The sequence below is a fragment of the Pseudomonas sp. PB106 genome (assembly GCF_009764645.1).
Taxonomy (GTDB): Bacteria; Pseudomonadota; Gammaproteobacteria; order Pseudomonadales; family Pseudomonadaceae; genus Aquipseudomonas.
This window is the reverse complement of record NZ_RWIM01000070.1, coordinates 100,101-121,847: the sequence shown is the minus strand read 5'-3', so window position 1 is coordinate 121,847 and position 21,747 is coordinate 100,101. Positions and strand designations below refer to the sequence as shown.

Sequence of the window (21,747 nt, the reverse complement as noted above, 5' to 3'; positions counted from 1 at the left end):
GGCACATTCAATATCAGTGGAGGCAGACACACCGCTGTCGCGAGCAGGCTCACTCCTACAGGGGATGGGTGTGAAGTCGGAGTTTGTGGTCAATGAACCTCTCCGGTCCTTTCATCAAACGCCCGGTAGCGACCATGCTGCTGAGTCTGGCGATCATGTTGCTGGGCGGCGTGAGCTTCGGTCTGCTGCCGGTTTCGCCACTGCCACAAATGGACTTCCCGGTGATCGTGGTGCAGGCCAGCCTGCCCGGTGCCAGCCCGGAAGTCATGGCGTCCACCGTCGCGACGCCGCTGGAGCGCTCGTTCGGCGCCATCGCCGGCGTCAACACCATGAGCAGCCGTTCCAGCCAGGGTTCGACGCGGGTCATTCTGCAATTTGACCTCGACCGCGACATCAACGGCGCGGCGCGGGAAGTGCAGGCGGCGATCAACGCCTCGCGCAACCTGTTGCCGAGCGGCATGCGCAGCATGCCGACCTACAAGAAGGTCAATCCGTCGCAAGCGCCGATCATGGTGCTTTCGCTGACCTCGGACGTCCTCGAAAAAGGCCAGCTCTACGACTTGGCCTCGACCATTCTGTCGCAGAGCCTGTCGCAAGTGCAGGGCGTCGGCGAAGTGCAGATCGGCGGCAGTTCGCTGCCGGCGGTGCGCATCGAACTCGAACCACAGGCACTGAATCAGTACGGCGTAGCGCTCGATGATGTGCGCAAGACCATTGCCGACGCCAACGTGCGCCGGCCCAAGGGCTCGGTCGAAGATGACCAGCGCCTGTGGCAGATCCAGGCCAACGACCAGTTGGAAAAAGCCAAGGATTACGAGTCGCTGATCATCCACTACGCCGACGGCGCTGCATTGCGCCTGAAAGATGTGGCCAAGGTCAGCGACGGTGTCGAAGACCGTTACAACAGCGGCTTTTTCAACGACGACGCTGCGGTGCTGCTGGTGATCAACCGTCAGGCCGGCGCCAACATCATCGAGACAGTCAACGAGATCAAGGCGCAATTGCCAGCGCTGCAAGCGGTGTTGCCGGCCAGTGTGAAACTCAATCTGGCCATGGACCGTTCGCCGGTCATCAAGGCGACGTTGCATGAAGCCGAGATGACCCTGCTGATCGCCGTGGCCCTGGTGATTCTGGTGGTGTTCCTGTTCCTCGGTAACTTCCGCGCCTCGCTGATTCCGACACTGGCAGTTCCGGTTTCGCTGGTCGGTACTTTTGCGGTGATGTACCTGTACGGTTTTTCGCTGAACAATTTGTCCTTGATGGCGCTGATCCTCGCCACGGGGCTGGTGGTGGACGATGCCATTGTGGTGCTGGAGAACATTTCCCGGCACATCGACGAAGGCGTCAAACCGATGAAAGCCGCGTATCTCGGCGCCCAGGAAGTCGGGTTCACCCTGCTGTCGATGAACGTGTCGCTGGTGGCGGTGTTCCTGTCGATCCTGTTCATGGGCGGGATCATCGAGAGTCTGTTTCGTGAATTCTCCATCACCCTGGCCGCAGCCATCGTGGTGTCGCTGGTGGTATCACTGACGCTGACACCGATGCTCTGCGCACGTTGGCTCAAGCCCCACACGCCCGGCCAGGAAAACCGTCTGCAACGCTGGAGTCGCCGCACCAACGACTGGATGGTCGGCAAATACGCCAGCAGCCTCGACTGGGTGCTGCGCCATCGACGCCTGACCTTGCTCAGCCTGCTGATCACTGTTGGCGTCAACGTCGCGCTGTACGTGGTGGTGCCGAAAACCTTCATGCCGCAGCAGGATACCGGCCAGTTGATCGGTTTTGTCCGGGGCGATGACGGTCTGTCGTTCAATGTGATGCAGCCAAAAATGGAGATTTTCCGCCGCGCCGTGCTCAAGGACGAAGCCGTGGAAAGCGTGGCCGGATTTATCGGTGGCACCAACGGCACCAACAACGCGTTCATGCTGGTGCGCCTCAAGCCGATCAAGGAGCGCAACCTGTCGGCGCAGAAAGTCATTGAACGGATGCGCAAGGAAATGCCCAAGGTGCCGGGTGCGCAGTTGATGCTCATGGCCGACCAGGATCTGCAATTCGGCGGTGGTCGCGAGCAGACCAGTTCGCAATACAGCTACATCCTGCAAAGCGGTGATCTGGCCGAGTTGCGCAAGTGGTATCCGAAGGTCGTTGCCGCGCTTCGCGCCTTGCCCGAGCTGACCGCCATCGATGCCCGCGAAGGTGCCGGTGCCCAGCAGGTGACGCTGATTGTCGACCGTGATCAGGCCAAGCGTTTGGGCGTGGACATGGACATGGTCACCTCGGTGCTGAACAACGCCTATAGCCAACGGCAGATTTCGACGATTTACGACAGCCTCAACCAGTATCAGGTGGTGATGGAGGTCAATCCGAAATATGCCCAGGACCCGATCACGCTCAAGCAAGTGCAGGTCATCACCGCTGACGGCGCGCGGGTGCCGCTGTCGACCTTTGCCCATTACGAAAACAGCCTGGAAGACGACCGCGTCAGCCACGAAGGCCAGTTCGCCTCGGAAGACATTTCTTTCGACATGGCCGAAGGCGTCACGGTGGAGCAGGGCAGCGCGGCGATTGAGCGGGCTATCGCCAAGGTCGGTTTGCCGGAAGGCGTCATCGCCAAGATGGCCGGCACCGCCGATGCCTTTGCCGCCACCCAGAAGAGTCAGCCGTTCATGATCCTCGGTGCGCTGCTGGCGGTGTATCTGGTGCTTGGTGTTCTGTATGAAAGCTACATTCATCCGCTGACGATTCTGTCGACCCTGCCATCGGCCGGGGTTGGCGCATTGCTGTCGATCTATGCGCTGGGCGGCGAATTCAGTCTGATTTCGTTGCTCGGGCTGTTCCTGCTGATTGGCGTGGTGAAGAAAAACGCCATTCTGATGATCGACCTCGCGTTGCAACTCGAACGCCACCAGGGCCTGACGCCACTGGAATCGATCCGCAGCGCCTGTTTGCAACGTTTGCGCCCGATCCTGATGACCACGCTGGCGGCGATCCTCGGGGCCTTGCCGTTACTGCTCAGCCGTGCCGAAGGCGCGGAAATGCGCCAGCCGTTGGGTCTGACCATTATCGGCGGGCTGATTTTCAGCCAGGTGCTGACGCTTTACACCACACCTGTGGTTTACCTCTATCTCGACAAGCTACGCCATCGCTTCAACAAATGGCGTGGCGTGCGTACTGACGCCGCTCTGGAAACTCCGCTATGACTGACCGTTCGCTTTTCAATCTGGCCACTGTGCGCGGTTCGCGTCTGTTGAGTCTGTCGCTGTGCGTGGCGATGCTCAGTGCCTGCGCTGTCGGCCCGGACTACCAGCGCCCGCAAACCGCCGAAATCGCCCAGTACAAGGAAGCAGAGGGCTGGCGTCAGGCCAATCCCAGCGATTCGCTGGCCCGTGGTGCCTGGTGGGAGCTGTATGGCGATCAACAGCTCAATGGGCTGATCGAAAAACTCAACAGCGCCAACCAGACCGTTGCGCAATCGGAAGCACAGTTCCGTCAGGCCCAGGCCTTGGTGCGCAGCGCGCGTGGGGCGTTTTATCCGAGTGTCGATTTGAGCGTGGGCAAGACCCGTTCCAGTCAGGGCACCGGCAGCAGCAGTTCGAGCCTGAGCAGTTCCTCGAGCGGCATTCGCGACACCTACAACGCGCAGTTGGGCGTCAGTTGGGAAGCGGATGTCTGGGGCAAATTGCGCCGTGGGCTGGAAGCCGATGAAGCCAGCGCTCAGGCGAGTTTTGCCGACCTGGCGGCGATGCGTTTGAGCCAGCAGTCGGAACTGGTGCAGAACTACCTGCAATTGCGCGTGATCGATCAGCAGAAACGATTGCTCGAAGCCACCGTCGTGGCCTATGAGCGTTCGCTGAAAATGACCCAGAACCAATACAATGCCGGCGTTTCCGGGCGTGACGCGGTGGCTCAGGCGCAGACCCAACTGAAAAGCACCCAGGCCGATCTGGTCGACCTGATCTGGCAACGCGCGCAGTTCGAAAACGCTATTGCCGTGCTAACCGGCCAGGCGCCGGCGGACTTCAACATTGCCGAGTCGCAGTCCATTCCGAACTTGCCGCAGATTCCGCTGAGCCTGCCGTCGCAGTTGCTCGAGCGGCGCCCGGACATCGCCTCGGCGGAGCGTTCGGTGATCGCCGCCAATGCCAACATCGGTGTGGCCAAAGCGGCGTACTACCCGGATCTGAGCCTGAGCCTGAGCGGCGGTTACAGCAGCAGTACTTCACAAGATCTGATCAGCTTGCCGAATCGCTTCTGGTCGGTCGGGCCGAAACTGTCATTGCCGCTGTTCGATGGAGGCATTCGCTCGGCGGAAGTCGACCGCACCGAAGCGGTGTATGACCAGACCGTGGCCAAATACCGCCAGACCGTGCTCGACGGTTTCCGTGAAGTGGAAAACTATCTGGTGCAGTTGAAGGTGTACGAGGATGAGGCGGCAGTGCGTCAGGAAGCGCTCGATGCCGCCCGTGATTCCCTGCGTTTGACGGAAAATCAGTACAAGGCCGGGTTGATTGCCTACATCGACGTGGTGGTGGTGCAAGCCACGGCGCTGAGCAACGAACGTACGGTGCTGAACATTCTGCAGAGTCGGCTGATTGCCAGCGTGCAGTTGATTGCGGCGCTCGGTGGCGGTTGGGATGGGCAACTGGATGTAACTGACACCCAATAAGTTTTTCTCCTGATCGTTCCCACGCTCCGTGTGGGAATGCAGCCCGGGACGCTCCGCGTCCCATTCACGGCCGAACGCGGAGCGTCCGTCGAGGCATTCCCACGCAGAGCGTGGGAACGATCAAGTGGAGCTTAGAATCCCGAAATAGAGCCTTGTAGGACGATCGAACAAGCGTTTCATCGGCTTGATGGCAATTTGGTCACTTTGTCAGTGCGTTCTGCTGCGCAATCAGTACAATCGCCGCATTTGCCCGGCCGAGAACGGACGCAGTACGGTTTGGGTGGTCACGAGAATTCCCATGCTCATCGGTAGTTATTCTTTCACGCTGGTATTCATTTCCCTGTGTGTGGCGATCCTCGCGTCATACACCGCGCTCGACCTGACCGGGCGCATTGCTACCGCCAAAGGGCGTGCCGTGCATTTCTGGACGGCGGGCGGGGCGCTGGCCATGGGCGTGGGGGTCTGGTCGATGCACTTTATCGGCATGCTCGCCTTCAAACTGCCGATCGATCTGGGCTACGACATCAGCATTACCGCGTTGTCGTTGCTGATTGCCGTGCTGTCCTGCGGCTTTGCGCTGTGGCTGGTCAGCCAGCCACAGCTACCGCTGTTACAGCATGCATTCGGTGCCTTGATCATGGGCGCCGGCATCAGCGCGATGCATTACACCGGTATGGCGGCGATGCGCATGACGCCGGGCATCGATTACGATCAGGCGCTGTTTGGCGCCTCTCTGCTGATCGCGGTCGGCGCCTCGGCGGCGGCATTGTGGATCGCGTTTCGTCTGCGTCAGCACTCACCGTATGTGCGGCTTATACGCGGTGGCGCGGCGATCATCATGGGTATCGCCATCGTCGGCATGCACTACACCGGCATGGCCGCCGCGCAGTTTCCCGACGGCAGTTTCTGCGGCGCCACGGTCAATGGCTTGAAGGGCAATGGCCTCGACAGCCTGGTGCTGATCACCACGCTGGCGGTGCTGTCGATTGCCTTGCTCACCTCGATTCTCGACGCCCGTCTCGAAGCGCGCACGGCTGATCTGGCGCACTCGTTGACCGTGGCTAACCGCGAACTCACGCAACTGGCCCTGCACGACACCCTGACCGGCCTGCCGAATCGCATGTTGCTCGATGACCGGATCAATCAGGCGATGAAAAAGGTCCATGAACAGGGCGGCTGTTTTGCCTTGATGTTCATCGATCTGGATGGCTTCAAACCGGTTAACGATGCCTTCGGCCATCACATGGGCGACCAGTTGTTGCGCGAGGTGGGTGTACGTCTGCGTGAAGACCTGCGTAGCCTGGACACCTTGGCGCGGATCGGCGGCGACGAGTTTGCGCTGTTGGTGCGCCTGGCCGAGCCCAACGATGCATTGAGCCTGGCGGCGCGTCAGGTGGGCCTGATTGCGCGGCCGTTCCGTGTTGCCGAACATGATCTGCAGATTTCCGCCAGCGTCGGCATCGCCCTGTACCCGGGCAATGGCCTGAACGCGCAGGAACTGCTGATGAACGCCGACGCGGCGATGTATCACGCCAAGGGGCTGGGCAAAAACGGTTACAGCTTCTTCGACGCGTCGATGAACAGTAACGCCCGCAAGCAACTGCAATTGCTTCAGGACCTGCGCGCGGCGCTGGAGCACAGCCAGTTCAGCCTGCATTACCAACCCAAGTTCGATGCGGCCAACGGCCGGCCGGTCGGTGCCGAAGCACTGCTGCGCTGGCAGCATCCGCTGCACGGCATGATGATGCCGGACAAGTTCATCGATCTGGCGGAGAAGACCGGTCTGATCATCCCCATTGGTGAGTGGGTGCTCAACGAGGCCTGCCGGCAGATGCGCGAATGGTATGTGCTGGGCTATACCGACTGGCGCATTGCGGTGAATCTGTCGGCGTTGCAGTTCTGCCACGCGGGGCTGGTGCAGAGCGTGGCCAAGGCGTTGGCCACCCATCACTTGCCGGCCAACAGCTTGACCCTGGAAATCACCGAAACCACGGCGATGAGCGACGCCGACGCGAGCATGACGGTGTTACAGGAGTTGTCGGACATGGGCGTCGATTTGTCGATCGATGACTTTGGCACCGGTTATTCAAGCCTGATGTACCTCAAGCGCCTGCCGGCCAATGAGCTGAAAATCGACCGTGGCTTTGTCCGCGACCTTGAGCATGACAGCGATGATGCGGCGATTGTTTCGGCGATTGTCGCGCTGGGCCAGGCACTCGGGTTGCGTATTGTTGCCGAAGGTGTCGAAACCGGTGTGCAGCAGGAATTCCTGACGCAACTTGGCTGTGATTCGTTGCAGGGCTATCTGCTCGGGCACCCGATGCCGGCGGACCGCTTCATGCAGGACATCGTGCGCGGTGAGGCGCGGGCGGCGGTCTGAGCGACCGCGTTATCGCTATTCGCGAGCAAGCTCGCTGCCACATTGGCTGTGTGAACGCCACCTAACCTGTGGCAGCGAGCTTGCTCGCGAAGGCGCCTGCCCAGACACCACAGACTCCATGCAAAACCCGCCAATGGCGGTTATTCTTCCCCCCGACTGTTACGTGTGCATTTGGGGGAAAGGCCAGCATGGATAAAGTCATTGTGATCACCGGTGGCGGGCGCGGGATTGGCGCCGCTACGGCGTTGTTGGCTGCCGAGCAGGGATATCGGATCTGCATCAACTATCAGTCGGATGAACAAGCCGCGCAAAGCGTGCTGGAACAAGTCCGGGCCTTGGGCGCACAAGCCATCGCGGTGCGCGCCGACGTCAGCATCGAAGATGAAGTCATCGCATTGTTTCACCGGGTCGACACCGAACTGGGTCGGGTCACCGCGCTGGTGAACAACGCTGGCACCGTCGGGCAAAAGTCGCGGGTCGACGAAATGTCCGAATTCCGCATCCTCAAAATCATGAAAACCAATGTGCTGGCGCCGATCCTCTGCGCCAAGCATGCGATCCTGCGCATGTCGCCCAAGCATGGCGGGCAGGGCGGCAGCATCGTTAACGTTTCGTCGGTGGCATCGCGCCTCGGCTCACCAAATGAATACGTCGATTACGCCGCCTCCAAAGGCGCGCTCGACACCTTCACCATCGGCTTGTCCAAGGAAGTCGCGGGCGAGGGGATTCGCGTCAACGCCGTGCGCCCGGGGTATATCTACACCGATTTCCACGCCTTGAGCGGCGACCCGGACCGGGTCAGCAAACTGGAGTCGGCCATCCCAATGGCCCGAGGCGGACGCCCGGACGAAGTGGCGGAAGCGATTGTCTGGTTGCTGTCGGACAAGGCTTCGTATGCGACGGGGACGTTTGTTGATTTGGGGGGTGGGCGTTAACTTTCTAAAGATGTGTGGGAAGTGCCGGCCCCATCGCTGGCAAGCCAGCTCCCACAGGTTTCTTGGTAGCCCACACTATTTGTGTACGCTGATGATCCCTGTGGGAGCTGGCTTGCCAGCGATGGGGTCATTAGCGGCCCATCAATCTGTCAGAACGACCGCACAATCCGCCCCAACGTCTCCATGGCCTTTTCCGAATCCTCGGTCCACGGGCTGCCATAGTTCAGGCGAATACAATTCCTGAACCGCTGGGTCGGCGAGAAGATCGGCCCCGGCGCGATGCTGATGCCTTGCGCCAACGCCATCTGAAACAACTTCAGCGAATCCATCTGCGCCGGCAATTCCAGCCACAGAAAGTAGCCGCCCGCCGGTTGGCTGACCCGCGTCTGCGCCGGGAAATAGCGGGCGATGGCGGCAAGCATGGCGCTCTGCTGTTCTTCCAGTGCATAACGCAATTTGCGCAGATGCCGGTCGTAGCCGCCGTGTTGCAGATAGTCAGCAATCGCCGCTTGTGCCGGCATTGAGGCGCACAGCGAGGTCATCAGTTTCAATCGCTCGATTTTCTGCGCGTAGCGTCCGGCCGCCACCCAGCCGATGCGATAGCCAGGCGCGAGGCTCTTGGCGAACGAACCGCAGTGCATCACCAGACCTTCGGTGTCGAAAGCCTTGGCCGGTTTCGGCGCGTGTTGGCCGTAATAGAGTTCGGCGTAGACGTCGTCTTCGATCAGCGGCACCTGATGGCGGCGCAGCAGTTCGACCAGTTCCTGTTTTTTCGCCTCGGGCATGGTCGCGCCCATCGGGTTCTGGAAACTGGTCATGCACCAGCAGGCCTTGATCGGGTGGCGTTCGAGGGTTTGCGCGAGCACGCCGAGGTCGATGCCATCGCGCGGGTGCACGGGGATTTCCACGGCTTTGAGTTTCAGTCGTTCCAGCACTTGCAGGCTGGCGTAGAACGCCGGGGCTTCGATGGCGACCAGATCGCCTGGCTCGGTCACCGCTTGCAGGCACAGGTTCAGCGCTTCAAGCGCGCCGTTGGTGATCAGCAGTTCTTCCATCGGCAGCATCAGGCCGCCAACCATGTAGCGCAGGGCGATCTGTCGACGCAGTTGCGGGTTGCCCGGCGACATGTCGGTGACGACCATGCGCGGGTCCATCTCGCGGGCGGCGCTGGCCAGTGAGCGCGACAGCCGTTGCAACGGGAACAGCGTCGGGCTGGGGAACGCCGAGCCAAACGGCACGGTGTTCGGGTCTTTAATCGAATCCAGCACCGAGAACACCAGTTCGCTGACGTCGACTTCGGTGGAGTCGCTGACGTGGCTGCTGATCACCGGCTCCGAAAACGGGCTCGGCGCGTGGGTGTTGACGAAGTAACCGGAACGCGGCCGCGCGCGAATCAGGCCGCGACGTTCGAGCAGGTAATAGGCCTGAAACACCGTGGACGGGCTGACGCCGTAGGTCTGGCTGGCGTAGCGCACCGAGGGCACGCGTTGGCCGGGGCCAAGCACGCCGGAGCGGATCAGTTCAGCGATGTCGTCGGCGAATTTTTCGTAGCGTTTCATCTTGGGTCCGGGTTGGTTTCATTCTGGGAGACCGGGTTGTCTGTCTTCGCGAGCAAGCTCGCTCCCACATTGCAATGCATTCAACTGTGGGAGCGACGCTTCGACTTGCTCGCGAATGGCCGCGCCGCAGTCTAAGGGATCAACGATTCATCGGCGCCACAAACCTGCTCTTCGCCACGCTATAAACCTCAGGTTCATCGCTGTCGGCAATCTTGAAACTCAAGGTCTGCGAACTGCTGCTCGGACGTTCTGTCGTCATTGCCACCGACACCGGCACATCGACAATTTCGCCGGGCCCCAGGCTCAGCTCGGTTTTGCCTTGCAACTGGAAGCCATCGCCATCGACGAGGCTCAAGCGGTAATCCTGGCGCTGCTGGGTCTTGTTGATGACTTTGAGGGTGTAGATGTTCTCGATCTGGCCCTGACCGTTTTCGCGGAACAGACCGCGATCCTTGGTCACGTCCAGCGAGACCATTGGCCGTTCGACCAGTGCCAGGGCCAGCGCGCCGATCATTGCCAGCAGCACAAATGTGTAGCCAATCAGCCGCGGTCGCAGCAGGTGCGTTTTGCCACCCTGCAATTCGCGCTCGGAACTGTAGCGGATCAAACCGCGGGGGTAGTTCATTTTGTCCATGATCGAATCACAGGCGTCGATGCACGCCGCGCAACCGATGCATTCCATCTGCAAACCGTCGCGGATGTCGATGCCGGTCGGGCAGACCTGCACGCACAACTGGCAGTCGATGCAATCACCCAGACCAGCTTCGAGCGGTTTCACGTCGCGTTTGCGCGGGCCACGGTTTTCGCCACGGGCGACGTCATAGGAAATCGTCAGGGTGTCCTTGTCGAACATCACACTCTGGAACCGCGCATACGGGCACATGTGCATGCACACCGCTTCGCGCAGCCAACCGGCGTTGATGTAAGTCGCGGCGGTGAAAAACAGCACCCAGAACAGGCTGACTCCGCCGATTTGCAAGGTCAGCAGTTCTTCGGCCAATGGCCGGATCGGCGTGAAGTAGCCAACAAAGGTCAGGCCGGTCAGCACACTGATTGCCAGCCACAGCGTGTGCTTCGCGGCGCGGCGGGCCAGTTTGTTCAGGCTCCACGGTGCGGCTTGCAGCTTGATTCGCTGGTTGCGCTCGCCTTCGGTGACCTTCTCGCACCACATGAAAATCCATGTCCACGAACTCTGCGGGCAGGTGTAGCCGCACCAGACCCGTCCGGCGAACACGGTAATGGCGAACAGCCCGAACGCGGCAATGATCAGCAGCGCTGACAACAGAATGAAATCCTGCGGCCAGAACGTCGCGCCGAAGATATGGAATTTGCTTTCGGAGAGATCCCAGAGCACCGCCTGACGGCCGCCCCAGTTCAACCATACCGTGCCGAAGAACAACAGAAAGAGGAATCCCGCACCGCTCAGGCGCAGAGTACGAAACAGGCCGGTGAAACTGCGGGTGTGGATCTGGTTGTCGCTGGATTTTGCCGTCGCCTTCATTGGGCGTGCGGGAATGCTCTTTATCGTTGGAGACGCTTCTACGGTTCGGACGGGGATTTGTTCGCTCATGGTCATTCGCTCATCAGCCTCCATCAGGCCAGAGCACTATGAGCGTCGATCTGTTTGCATAACAGACTCAGGTATTTCAATAAAAAGCGGATCAGACGGGATTTTGCGTAGCGCCTGCGACAACTTGAAGCAGCCCGCAGGCAAAGGCGCAAACGCCTATCGCAGACGTTTGCGCGGGGTGTTGATCAGGGTCAGTCAAATCACCGAATCACTCTCGTCGGCCTTCAAGTGTTTGCGACCATCCTTGGCACCGGCGACGGTCAATGCGTCAGCTTCGGATTCGGTGATGTAGACGCGCCGGCCTTCGATTTCCACGAACGACATGGATTTTTCGCTATCCGTGCGGACTTCCAGGGTGTCGCAGATGCGAATTTCCTCGCCATTCTCGACCGTGAAAAAACACACTTTCTGTTCGGGATTGGATTCATCGACTCGAAGTGACATGGGGTTCAGTCCTTTTTTAGGGGTGCCTGAAAGGTTAGGGCGCACGCTGCGCTGATCGTTCTGCGCAACTGATTAATGGTCGCCGCTGTCCATCGTCTATCGAGCCAAAAACAAGGACTGCACGATGAATGCGTGGTGGCAAGAAGTCTGGGAAACCCTGCAAGCGGAGTTCGCCGACATTGGCGATGCTTCGCAGATGACGCGGATTACCGTGCGTTTACTGATGGCGGCTGTGCTAGGCGGGATTCTGGGTTTTGAGCGCGAGCACAAAGGTAAGGCCGCCGGGGTGCGCACGCACATGCTGGTGGCGCTCGGCGCGGCGCTGTTCGTGCTGGTGCCGCAGACTTCCGGCGCCGAATCCGACGCGATGAGCCGTGTGGTGCAGGGGGTGATTGCCGGGATCGGTTTTCTCGGTGCCGGGACTATTCTGAAAAACCATGAAGGCGATGAAGGGCATGTCAAAGGCCTGACCACGGCTGCCGGGCTGTGGATGACGGCGGCCATTGGTGTCGCGGCGGGATTGGGCAAAGAGGCGACGGCGCTGCTCAGCACTTTTCTGGCGCTGGCGATTTTCAGCGTGATGCCGAAGATCGTGAAGCTGTTTGAAAAGGAAGAGCAGAAGACGGATGACCATTGATTGTTCCCCCGGTCTGCGGGACTGCCTCAATGGATGCTCTGCGTCCGCTTTGGGACGCGGAGCGTCCCGGGCTGCATTCCCACGCGGAGCGTGGGAACGATCAGTTAAACGATGACCGGGGGCATCGTGCTCGGCGGTTCTTCTTTCGGTGGTGGCGTGGTGCCCGGTGGTTCCTGCTCGGGAATCGGCCGCGGCTCGGTCTCGGGCAAGGTGGGTTTGTCGATGTTCGGATCAGGGGTTTCAGCCGGGATCGGGATATTCATCAGTAGACCTCCGTGTGGCACATGGCGTGAGAAGTGCTTAAGTGGATTGACCACCCTGCACGGAATTCGATCCGCTTTTCTGACGCAGCAATTTCATCTGAACTTTTCCCGGCGGCGGTCGCTCGGAACCTAAGTGAGTTCATTCCGGGCAGGCGCCTTTTTGCGAATACTGGTCCGGCACAAGAGCGTCCTTGGGGCGTTAAGGAGAGATGCTCAATGACTGCTGAAAAACCCTCAGAGCTGAGCTACAACCCGCACATTCCACTGTCGCAGGCGCTGTTGCTGCCGCGCATTGCCATTGAAAACACCATGCCGACCCTCGATGACGGGCAATTTGCCGTGAAGTCGATTGCCGGGCGCGAAGTGGTGGTCACCAGCAAAGTATTCGCCGATGGCCACGACAAGCTCGCCGTGCGCATCCGCTGGCGTGAGGAGGGCGAGGAGGCATGGCAGAGCGAAGTCATGTCCGATCAGGGCAACAACGGCTGGCAAGGCCAGTTCCGCCCCGAACATCAGGGCCGCTACCTCTATTGCATCGAAGCGTGGATCGACCACTTCGCCAGTTTCCAGTACGAACTGGAGAAGAAGCACACTGCCGCCGTGCCCGTGTCGCTGGAACTGCAGGAAGGCCGGACGATGGTGCAACAAGCCGCCGAACGCAGCGAAGGTCAGCTCAGTGAGCAACTGGCTGCATTGCACCATGAGCTCTCCGGCCTGCTCGAAACCGAGCAGGTTGCGCTGTTTCTGCACTCGCGCAGTGCGCAGTTGATGGCTGAGGCCGATCACCGCGCGTACCTGAGCGTCAGCCCCGAATACCCGATGGACGTCGAGCGCGAACTGGCCGAGTTTGCCAGTTGGTACGAGCTGTTTCCGCGCTCGATCACCGATGATCCCCGCCGTCACGGCACTTTTAATGACGTGCACTCGCGTCTGCCGATGATTCAGGACATGGGCTTCGACGTGTTGTACTTCACGCCGATTCATCCAATCGGTCGCGCCCATCGCAAGGGCCGCAATAATTCCCTGACTGCCGGTCCGGATGATCCGGGCAGCCCTTATGCCATCGGCAGCGAGGAGGGCGGGCACGAGGCCATTCACTCGCAACTCGGCACCCGCGAAGACTTCCGCCGACTGGTCGCCGCCGCTGCCGATCATGGTCTGGAAATCGCCCTCGATTTCGCCATTCAGTGTTCGCAGGATCACCCGTGGCTCAAGCAGCATCCGGGCTGGTTCAACTGGCGCCCGGACGGCACGATCAAATACGCAGAAAACCCGCCGAAGAAGTACCAGGACATCGTCAACGTCGACTTCTATGCGCCGGACGCGATTCCGAGCTTGTGGGTCGAACTGCGTGACATCGTCATTGGTTGGGTCGAGGAGGGCGTGAAGATCTTCCGCGTCGACAACCCGCACACCAAACCGCTGCCGTTCTGGCAGTGGCTGATTGCCGACGTGCGCGCGCTGCACCCGGAAGTGATCTTCCTCGCCGAAGCGTTCACTACGCCGGCGATGATGGCGCGTCTGGGCAAGGTCGGTTACACGCAGAGCTACACCTATTTCACCTGGCGCAACACCAAGGCTGAACTGGCGACGTACTTCACTGAGCTGAATGAGTCACCGTGGCGCGAATGCTACCGGCCGAATTTCTTCGTCAACACCCCGGACATCAACCCGGCGTTCCTCCACGAATCCGGGCGCCCGGGATTTTTGATCCGCGCGGCGCTGGCGACCATGGGCTCGGGCCTGTGGGGCATGTATTCGGGGTTCGAACTGTGCGAAGCGGCGCCGGTGCCAGGCAAGGAGGAATACCTCGATTCGGAGAAATACGAGATCCGCGTCCGCGACTTCACTGCGCCCGGCAACATCATCGCCGAGATCGCCCAACTCAACCGCATCCGCCGCCAGAACCCGGCGCTGCACACGCATTTGGGCCTGAAGGTCTACAACGCGTGGAACGACAACATTCTCTACTTCGGCAAGCGCAGCGCCGACGGCAGCAATTTCATTCTGGTGGCGGTCAGCCTCGATCCGCACAACGTGCAGGAAGCGAATTTTGAACTGCCACTGTGGGAAATGGGCCTGCCGGACGATGCGACGACCCATGGTGAGGATTTGATGAACGGCCATCGCTGGGACTGGCATGGCAAATACCAGTTCATGCGCATAGACCCGGCGTATCAGCCGTTCGGGATTTGGCGGATTACCACCTCCCAAGGCTGACGAATTTCAACTGTGGGAGCTGGCTTGCCAGCGATAGCGGTGGATCAGCACTGAAGATGCAAGCTGACAGCACGCTATCGCTGGCAAGCCAGCTCCCACAGTGATCTCCGATTTTTTAAGAAGCAGGTTCGGCTTCAACGAATTCAACAGGAGTTTCACATGGCGAAGAAACCCAAGGCAGCCACCTTTATCAAAGACCCGCTCTGGTACAAGGACGCGGTGATCTATCAAGTTCACGTCAAATCATTTTTCGACTCCAATAACGATGGGATCGGCGACTTTCCGGGCCTGATCGCCAAGCTCGATTACATCGCCGACCTCGGCGTCAACACCATTTGGCTATTGCCGTTCTACCCCTCGCCACGCCGCGACGACGGCTACGACATCGCCGAATACCGTGGTGTCCACAGCGACTACGGGACGATGGCCGACGCCAAGCGTTTTATCGCCGAGGCGCACAAGCGCGGTTTGCGAGTGATCACCGAGTTGGTCATCAACCACACCTCCGACCAGCACCCGTGGTTCCAACGTGCGCGCAAGGCCAAACCCGGCTCGGCGGCGCGGGACTTTTACGTGTGGTCGGATGACGATCAGAAATACGACGGCACGCGGATCATTTTTCTCGACACGGAAAAATCCAACTGGACTTGGGACCCGGTCGCCGGCCAGTACTTCTGGCACCGTTTCTATTCGCACCAACCCGATCTGAATTTCGACAACCCGCAAGTGATGAAAGCCGTACTCTCGGTGATGCGTTACTGGCTGGACATGGGCATCGACGGCCTGCGCCTGGACGCTATTCCATACCTGATCGAACGCGACGGCACCAACAACGAAAACCTCCCCGAAACCCACGACGTTCTCAAGCAGATCCGTGCGGAAATCGACGCCAACTATCCCGACCGCATGCTGCTCGCCGAGGCCAACCAATGGCCGGAAGACACCCAGCTGTACTTCGGTGACACCGACGCGGCCGGCCTCAACGGTGACGAATGCCACATGGCGTTTCACTTCCCGCTGATGCCGCGCATGTACATGGCACTGGCTCAGGAGGATCGCTTCCCGATCACCGATATTCTCCGTCAGACTCCGGAAATTCCCGCCAACTGCCAGTGGGCGATTTTCCTGCGCAACCACGATGAACTGACCTTGGAGATGGTCACCGACAAAGAGCGCGATTACCTGTGGAACTACTACGCCGCTGACCGCCGTGCACGGATCAACCTCGGTATTCGTCGACGTCTGGCGCCGTTGATGGAACGCGACCGTCGGCGCATTGAACTGCTCAACAGTCTTTTGCTGTCGATGCCTGGCACGCCGACGTTGTATTACGGCGACGAAATCGGCATGGGCGACAACATTTACCTCGGCGACCGCGATGGCGTGCGTACGCCGATGCAGTGGTCGATCGACCGTAACGGTGGTTTCTCTCGCGCCGACCCGGCCAGTTTGGTACTGCCGCCGATCATGGACCCGCAATACGGATATCTGTCGGTCAACGTCGAAACCCAGTCCGGCGATCCGCATTCGCTGCTGAACTGGACCCGGCGCTTGCTCGCCGTGCGCAAACAGTCGAAAGCCTTTGGCCGTGGCACCTTGAAGATGTTATCGCCGAACAACCGTCGCGTACTGGCCTACACCCGCGAATTCACCGACGCCGATGGCAAACACGAAATCATCCTCTGCGTGGCCAACGTCTCGCGCAGTGCGCAAGCGGTAGAGCTGGACCTGTCGGCCTATGTCGGCATGGTGCCGGTGGAGATGCTCGGCGGTAACGCGTTTCCGCCCATTGGCCAGTTGAATTTCCTCCTGACCCTGGCGCCGTACGGCTTCTACTGGTTCGCCCTGGCAGCGGAAAACCAGATGCCGAGCTGGCACGTCGAACCGGCGCAGAGCCTGCCGGACTTCACCACGCTGGTGCTGAAGAAACGGATGGAAGAATTGCTCGAAGCGCCGTCGCGCACGACGCTGGAGCAAAGCATTCTGCCGAGCTGGCTGCAGAACCGTCGCTGGTTCGCTGGCAAAGACGCCGGCATCGACAAGGTGCACATGGCCTATGGCGTGCGTTTCGGCGACGCGCAGCATCCGGTGTTGCTCAGCGAAATCGAAGTCACCAGCGCCGGGCAGACCAGTCGCTATCAACTGCCGTTTGGCTTCATTGCCGAAGACCAGGTCGGCCCGGCGTTGCCGCAGCAATTGGCGCTGTCCCGTGTACGAAGAGTGCGACAAGTCGGTTTGATCACCGATGCGTTCAGTCTCGAAGCTTTTGTTCGTGCAGTGCTGCAAGGCATGCAGAACAACACGATGCTGGAGTCCAGCGAAGGCGAAATCCGTTTTGCGCCGACCGCGCAACTGGAAAAACTCGGCCTCGGCGCCGAATCGGAAGTGCGTTATCTGTCCGCCGAGCAATCGAACAGTTCGGTGGTGATCGGCAACAGCCTGGTGCTTAAGCTGATACGCAAAGTCGCTTCTGGCGTACACCCGGAACTGGAGATGAGCGCTTACCTGACCGAGGCCGGATTTGCCAATATCTCTCCGCTGCTCGGTTCGGTGATTCGCCGCGATGCCAAGGGTGAAGACAATCTGTTGATGATCGCCCAAGGCTATCTGAGCAATCAGGGCGACGCCTGGGAATGGACGCAGAACAACCTCGAACGGGCGCTGCGTGACGAGCTCGCCGATGCCATGTCCGAGCAGGAACAGCATTACAACGCACTGGGCGAGTTGAAGGATTTTGCCGGCATGCTTGGCCAGCGTCTGGGCGAGATGCACAACGTGCTTGCCGCGCCGACCGACAACGCCGACTTCGCCCCGCAGGTTTCGACCGCCAAGGACATGCAGGCAACGGCCAAGGATGTCGCCGCGCAGGTTGAACATGCGCTGAAGCTGCTCAAGCAGCATCAGGGCGAGCTGAATGCGGCCGACCAGAAACTGGTCAAACGCCTGATCGACGAGAAGAAAACCATCCTCGGTCATGTGCAGGATCTGGCGAAAAAAGCCACGGGTGGTTTGCGTATCCGCGTCCACGGCGACCTGCATTTGGGTCAGGTGCTGGTGATCAAGGGCGATGCCTATCTGATCGACTTCGAGGGCGAACCGGCGCGGCCATTGAGTGAACGCCGTGGCAAGCACAGCCCGTACAAGGACGTCAGCGGCGTGCTGCGCTCGTTCGATTACGCGGCGGCGATGACGATCAATGTGCACAACGTTGACCACAGCGCTGAGTCTGAAACTGCGCGGCGTCTGGTAGCCGAGCGCTATCTGCGTGAGGCCCGTGAGGCATTTGTTCAGGCATATCGCCGGGCGGCAGCTAGTCTTGAGCATGCTTGGCAAGATCCTGAAGGGGCCGACGCTGCGCTGGCATTGTTCGGTCTGGAGAAGGCGGCCTATGAAGTGGCCTATGAAGCCGAAAATCGCCCCACGTGGCTGCCCGTGCCGTTGCACGGTTTGTATGGGTTATTGACGGGGCTTAAACCCTTTTCCGATCTTGGTGGAGAGTAGTCATGAGTTTCTCGAACAAGGAACAGGGTCAGGTCAAAGAAGCGTTGCTGCCCTCGGCGAAAGATATCGATGCCTTGGTCCGCGCTGAACATCACGATCCTTTTTCCATTCTTGGTCCGCACGGCGATGGCGCTGGCGGGCAGTTCATTCGCGCCTATCTGCCCGGTGCGTTGAGTGTCGTGGTGCTGGACAGGGACAGCGGCGAAGAACGCGGCCCGCTGGAGCAAACCGAAACACCGGGGCTGTTTGTCGGCCATTTCGATCAGGCGCGCCCGTATCAGTTACGCACGCGCTGGGCCGGTGGCGAGCAGGTGGCAGAGGACCCGTATAGCTTCGGTCAGCTGCTCGGTGAAATGGATCTGTATCTGTTCGCCGAGGGCAATCACCGCGACCTCAGCGCGTGCCTCGGCGCGCAGCTGAAAACCGTGGATGGCGTCGACGGTGTGCGGTTTGCCGTGTGGGCGCCGAATGCCCGGCGGGTGTCGGTAGTCGGTGATTTCAACGTTTGGGACGGTCGCCGCCATCCGATGCGCTTGCGCCATCCGTCCGGGGTCTGGGAGTTGTTCATCCCGCGCCTGAAAGCGGGCGAGTTGTACAAATACGAAATCCTCGGCGCCCACGGCATCCTGCCGCTCAAGGCCGACCCGATGGCGCTGGCCACCAGTCTGCCGCCGGACACCGCGTCGAAAGTCGCCGAGCCGCTGCAGATCGACTGGCAGGATCACGACTGGATGAACAGTCGCCGCGACCGCCAGAAACATTCGGCGCCGCTGTCGATCTATGAGCTGCACGCCGGATCCTGGCAATGCGAGCTGGATGATCTGGGCGAAGTGGCGCGCCAGTACTCCTGGCCGGAATTGGCTGAACGGCTGATTCCCTACGTCAAGGAACTGGGTTTTACCCACATCGAATTGATGCCGATCATGGAGCACCCGTTCGGTGGTTCCTGGGGTTATCAGTTGCTCTCGCAGTTTGCGCCGAGCGCGCGCTATGGCACGCCGGCGCAGTTCGCTGAATTCGTCGACGCCTGCCACCGCGCCGAGATTGGCGTGATTCTCGACTGGGTGCCGGCGCATTTCCCCACCGATGCTCACGGCATGGCGCAGTTCGACGGCACGGCGCTGTACGAATACGGCAACCCGCTAGAAGGCTTCCACCAGGATTGGGACACGCTGATCTACAACCTCGGGCGCACCGAAGTGCACGGCTACATGCTCGCGTCCGGGCTGCACTGGTTGAAGCATTTCCACGTCGATGGTCTGCGCGTCGATGCGGTGGCGTCGATGTTGTACCGCGACTATTCGCGCAAGGCTGGCGAATGGGTGCCGAACCGTCATGGCGGCCGCGAGAATCTCGAAGCTATCGACTTCCTCCGCCATTTGAACGACGTGGTCGAACTGGAAGCGCCCGGCGCACTGGTGATCGCCGAGGAATCCACGGCGTGGCCGGGCGTCAGCCAGAGCACGCAGCAGGGCGGCCTAGGCTTTGCTTACAAGTGGAACATGGGCTGGATGCACGATTCGCTGCACTACATTCAGCAGGATCCGGTCTATCGCGCGCACCATCACAACGAGTTGAGCTTCGGCTTGGTCTACGCCTGGTCCGAGCGCTTCATCCTGCCGATCTCCCACGATGAAGTGGTACACGGCAAGCATTCATTGATCGACAAGATGCCCGGCGACCGCTGGCAGAAATTCGCCAATCTGCGGGCTTATCTGAGTTTCATGTGGACGCACCCGGGCAAGAAACTGTTGTTCATGGGTTGCGAGTTTGGCCAGTGGCGCGAGTGGAATCACGATCAGCAGCTCGATTGGTATCTGCTGCAGTATTCCGAGCACAAAGGCGTGCAGAAACTGATCGGCGATCTCAATCGGCTGTACCGCGAAGAACCGGCGCTGCACGATCAGGACGACGCGCCGCAGGGTTTCCAGTGGTTGATTGGCGACGATGCGATCAACAGCGTTTACGCGTGGCTGCGCTGGAGCAAGGAGGGTAAACCGGTGCTGGTGGTGGCCAACTTCACTCCGGTGCCGCGTCAGGCGTATCGGGTCGGTGTGCCATTTGCCGGGCGCTGGACCGAGTTGCTCAACAGCGATGCCGACACCTATGCCGGTTCCAATTACGGCAATGGTGGCGGGGCGTTTACCGAGGAAGTGCCGAGCCATGGCCAGTCGTTGTCGCTGGAGCTGAATCTGCCGCCGTTGGCGGTGTTGATCCTCAAGCCGGAGGGTTGATCCAAGGCACTGTAAAACCTGTGGGAGCGAGCTTGCTCGTGAAAGCGGTTGAGCATTCAACATCATTGTTGACTGACACACTGCCTTCGCGAGCAAGCTCGCTCCCACAGGGATCTCGGTGACCTGACGCTCACCAACGCATCCGCACACCCAGGCTGCCAATGATCCCGTTCAGGTCATTGTCGTCCACGTCACTGCTGTAATCGGCACTCACATACAGACTCACCGCCGGCGTCACCCGCGCCACCAGGCCCAGTCCCAATTCCACGGTCGATGACTTGCGGCTGCTGCTGATCTTGTCGACCTGATCCAGCGTCACCGTGTTGCCGGTGTACACCGTGTGCCAGAGGTTGGTGCGCACGTAAGGTTCGACCGGCAGGCCGTTCAAGTCGTAGCTACCTTTCAACCGTGCGCCGACGCGGCCGCTCCACGCGGTCAGGTCCGTCGATGAGGCATTGCCGGAACCCGCGTAAGGCGTGTCGAGGGTGATGCGCTGATTGATCAATTGCGCTTGCGGTTCAACCACCCAGTTTTCGCTTAAGCCAATCGGATAGCCACCTTCCACCGAGAAGGTCATGGCGCTGCCTTCGGTGGCTTGTCGCGCGCCTTGTTCGTTGCGGCTGAAGCCGCTGACCCGACCGCCGCTGGCCGACAGATCAACGTGCCAACCCTGGGCGCCGGTGAGGCTGTAATAGGCGCCGAGGCTTTGGCCTTGCAGATTGAGGGTGTCGCTGTTCGGGTCAGCCAGCGCGCGGCTGGTGAGCGGGCCGTTGCCGTTGGCCTGAATCTGGTTGAGGCCACCGATCAGGCCGATGGTCTGAGTATGGCCGCTGCCGCTTTGCAGGGTCAGCACGGTCGGGCCTTTGAATTCGCCGCTGCCGGGTGTCGCAAAACCCGAGGACAACACGTCGCTTTGCGCTTGCCGCGAGCTGCGGCCGTAGAGCTGGTCCCACGCGTTGGGGGCAAGATCCTCGGTGAGCAGGCCGGCGCCGCGCAGATCTGGCCGTGGGCTGAAACGTTGCGAGTCGGGGGTAATGACGGTTGCAGGCAAGGTCATCACCGGTACGTCCGCGCGATACCACGGCAGGTTTTCATCCGCCGCAGGACCGGCCTGCGCCTCCATGGATGAGCACAGCAAGATAGAACTCGAGACTGTGCAGAATGTAATTTTGATCTCGTGTGGGGTAATTGAAATTCTCATGGAGGTCTACCTTGCAGGCGCATGCATTCTCTCTGTGTGGCGTCTCTCCTACCCCGAACGAGGGGCGACCGAATGGAGCGGGGCGAACCGTGGCCGCTCGATTTCACGAGTGTCCGAAGGCTCGTCCCGGGTAGTGA

General features: G+C 60.3%; 13 protein-coding genes. 8 read left to right on the top strand and 5 right to left on the bottom strand.

The features are described 5' to 3' along the window. Positions 1-92 precede the first annotated feature (92 nt). The 4 genes from EJA71_RS09565 (at position 93) to EJA71_RS09550 (ending at position 7,981) form a co-directional block, all read left to right on the top strand. Complete coding sequence (locus EJA71_RS09565; RefSeq protein WP_158956266.1) at positions 93-3,200, top strand: efflux RND transporter permease subunit; 3,108 nt, start codon at positions 93-95, stop codon at positions 3,198-3,200. Next, positions 3,197-4,666 carry an efflux transporter outer membrane subunit gene (locus EJA71_RS09560; protein WP_158956264.1) on the top strand — a complete coding sequence of 490 codons (1,470 nt, stop codon included), beginning with the start codon at positions 3,197-3,199 and terminating at the stop codon, positions 4,664-4,666. The genes EJA71_RS09565 and EJA71_RS09560 overlap by 4 nt, the downstream gene beginning before the upstream one ends. A 298-nt stretch (positions 4,667-4,964) precedes the next feature. After that, the gene (locus EJA71_RS09555) at positions 4,965-7,046 is read left to right on the top strand and encodes a bifunctional diguanylate cyclase/phosphodiesterase (protein ID WP_158956262.1); all 2,082 of its coding nucleotides are present in this window, start codon (positions 4,965-4,967) and stop codon (positions 7,044-7,046) included. Positions 7,047-7,234: 188 nt separating this feature from the next. Further along, positions 7,235-7,981, top strand: a complete 747-nt coding sequence (locus tag EJA71_RS09550) for an SDR family oxidoreductase (RefSeq protein WP_038368973.1) — start codon at positions 7,235-7,237, stop codon at positions 7,979-7,981. 149 nt (positions 7,982-8,130) lie between these two features. Here EJA71_RS09550 and mapR read toward each other — a convergent pair whose 3' ends face one another. The 3 genes from mapR to EJA71_RS09535 all read right to left on the bottom strand — a co-directional run bounded on the left by mapR (position 8,131) and on the right by EJA71_RS09535 (position 11,554). Beyond that, a complete protein-coding gene (gene mapR, locus EJA71_RS09545) occupies positions 8,131-9,540 on the bottom strand; it encodes a GntR family transcriptional regulator MpaR (RefSeq protein ID WP_158956260.1) in 1,410 nt (469 codons plus the stop codon). Positions 9,541-9,679: 139 nt separating this feature from the next. Continuing rightward, on the bottom strand, positions 9,680-11,110 hold the full coding sequence (ccoG, locus tag EJA71_RS09540; RefSeq protein ID WP_158956258.1) for a cytochrome c oxidase accessory protein CcoG: 1,431 nt from the start codon (positions 11,108-11,110) through the stop codon (positions 9,680-9,682). Positions 11,111-11,305: 195 nt separating this feature from the next. Then, positions 11,306-11,554: a DUF3203 family protein gene (locus EJA71_RS09535; RefSeq protein WP_158956256.1), complete on the bottom strand. Its 249-nt coding sequence runs from the start codon at positions 11,552-11,554 to the stop codon at positions 11,306-11,308. Between the two features lie 124 nt (positions 11,555-11,678). Here EJA71_RS09535 and EJA71_RS09530 point away from each other — a divergent pair, with 124 nt between their 5' ends. Continuing rightward, positions 11,679-12,191: an MgtC/SapB family protein gene (locus tag EJA71_RS09530; RefSeq protein ID WP_158956254.1), complete on the top strand. Its 513-nt coding sequence runs from the start codon at positions 11,679-11,681 to the stop codon at positions 12,189-12,191. Between the two features lie 104 nt (positions 12,192-12,295). Here EJA71_RS09530 and EJA71_RS27355 read toward each other — a convergent pair whose 3' ends face one another. Then, entirely contained in the window at positions 12,296-12,454 is a 159-nt protein-coding gene (locus EJA71_RS27355) for a hypothetical protein (RefSeq protein WP_178113674.1), read from the bottom strand. Positions 12,455-12,670: 216 nt separating this feature from the next. On the opposite strand from EJA71_RS27355, the gene EJA71_RS09525 reads away from it, so the two are divergent. From EJA71_RS09525 to glgB, 3 genes are all read left to right on the top strand, one after another. Next, positions 12,671-14,674, top strand: coding sequence for an alpha-1,4-glucan--maltose-1-phosphate maltosyltransferase (locus EJA71_RS09525; RefSeq protein ID WP_158956252.1), 2,004 nt, complete (start codon positions 12,671-12,673; stop codon positions 14,672-14,674). A gap of 159 nt (positions 14,675-14,833) precedes the next feature. Next, a complete protein-coding gene (gene treS / locus EJA71_RS09520) occupies positions 14,834-18,175 on the top strand; it encodes a maltose alpha-D-glucosyltransferase (RefSeq protein ID WP_158956250.1) in 3,342 nt (1,113 codons plus the stop codon). A gap of 2 nt (positions 18,176-18,177) precedes the next feature. Next, positions 18,178-20,409 carry a 1,4-alpha-glucan branching protein GlgB gene (gene glgB, locus EJA71_RS09515; protein WP_158956248.1) on the top strand — a complete coding sequence of 744 codons (2,232 nt, stop codon included), beginning with the start codon at positions 18,178-18,180 and terminating at the stop codon, positions 20,407-20,409. Between the two features lie 130 nt (positions 20,410-20,539). On the opposite strand, the gene EJA71_RS09510 is transcribed toward glgB, so the two are convergent. Continuing rightward, the gene (locus tag EJA71_RS09510) at positions 20,540-21,610 is read right to left on the bottom strand and encodes an autotransporter outer membrane beta-barrel domain-containing protein (protein ID WP_158956247.1); all 1,071 of its coding nucleotides are present in this window, start codon (positions 21,608-21,610) and stop codon (positions 20,540-20,542) included. Positions 21,611-21,747: the final 137 nt, after the last annotated feature.

What these genes read in the sequence shown, in the direction of transcription:
- EJA71_RS09530 (WP_158956254.1), top strand. Translation starts at nt 11,679, where the DNA reads ATGAATGCGTGGTGGCAAGAAGTCTGGGAAACCCTGCAAGCGGAGTTC.
- EJA71_RS09560 (WP_158956264.1), top strand. Translation starts at nt 3,197, where the DNA reads ATGACTGACCGTTCGCTTTTCAATCTGGCCACTGTGCGCGGTTCGCGT.
- glgB (WP_158956248.1), top strand. Translation starts at nt 18,178, where the DNA reads ATGAGTTTCTCGAACAAGGAACAGGGTCAGGTCAAAGAAGCGTTGCTG.
- EJA71_RS09535 (WP_158956256.1), bottom strand. Translation starts at nt 11,554, where the DNA reads ATGTCACTTCGAGTCGATGAATCCAATCCCGAACAGAAAGTGTGTTTT.
- mapR (WP_158956260.1), bottom strand. Translation starts at nt 9,540, where the DNA reads ATGAAACGCTACGAAAAATTCGCCGACGACATCGCTGAACTGATCCGC.
- ccoG (WP_158956258.1), bottom strand. Translation starts at nt 11,110, where the DNA reads ATGAGCGAACAAATCCCCGTCCGAACCGTAGAAGCGTCTCCAACGATA.
- EJA71_RS09565 (WP_158956266.1), top strand. Translation starts at nt 93, where the DNA reads ATGAACCTCTCCGGTCCTTTCATCAAACGCCCGGTAGCGACCATGCTG.
- treS (WP_158956250.1), top strand. Translation starts at nt 14,834, where the DNA reads ATGGCGAAGAAACCCAAGGCAGCCACCTTTATCAAAGACCCGCTCTGG.
- EJA71_RS09550 (WP_038368973.1), top strand. Translation starts at nt 7,235, where the DNA reads ATGGATAAAGTCATTGTGATCACCGGTGGCGGGCGCGGGATTGGCGCC.
- EJA71_RS09555 (WP_158956262.1), top strand. Translation starts at nt 4,965, where the DNA reads ATGCTCATCGGTAGTTATTCTTTCACGCTGGTATTCATTTCCCTGTGT.
- EJA71_RS27355 (WP_178113674.1), bottom strand. Translation starts at nt 12,454, where the DNA reads ATGAATATCCCGATCCCGGCTGAAACCCCTGATCCGAACATCGACAAA.
- EJA71_RS09525 (WP_158956252.1), top strand. Translation starts at nt 12,671, where the DNA reads ATGACTGCTGAAAAACCCTCAGAGCTGAGCTACAACCCGCACATTCCA.
- EJA71_RS09510 (WP_158956247.1), bottom strand. Translation starts at nt 21,610, where the DNA reads ATGAGAATTTCAATTACCCCACACGAGATCAAAATTACATTCTGCACA.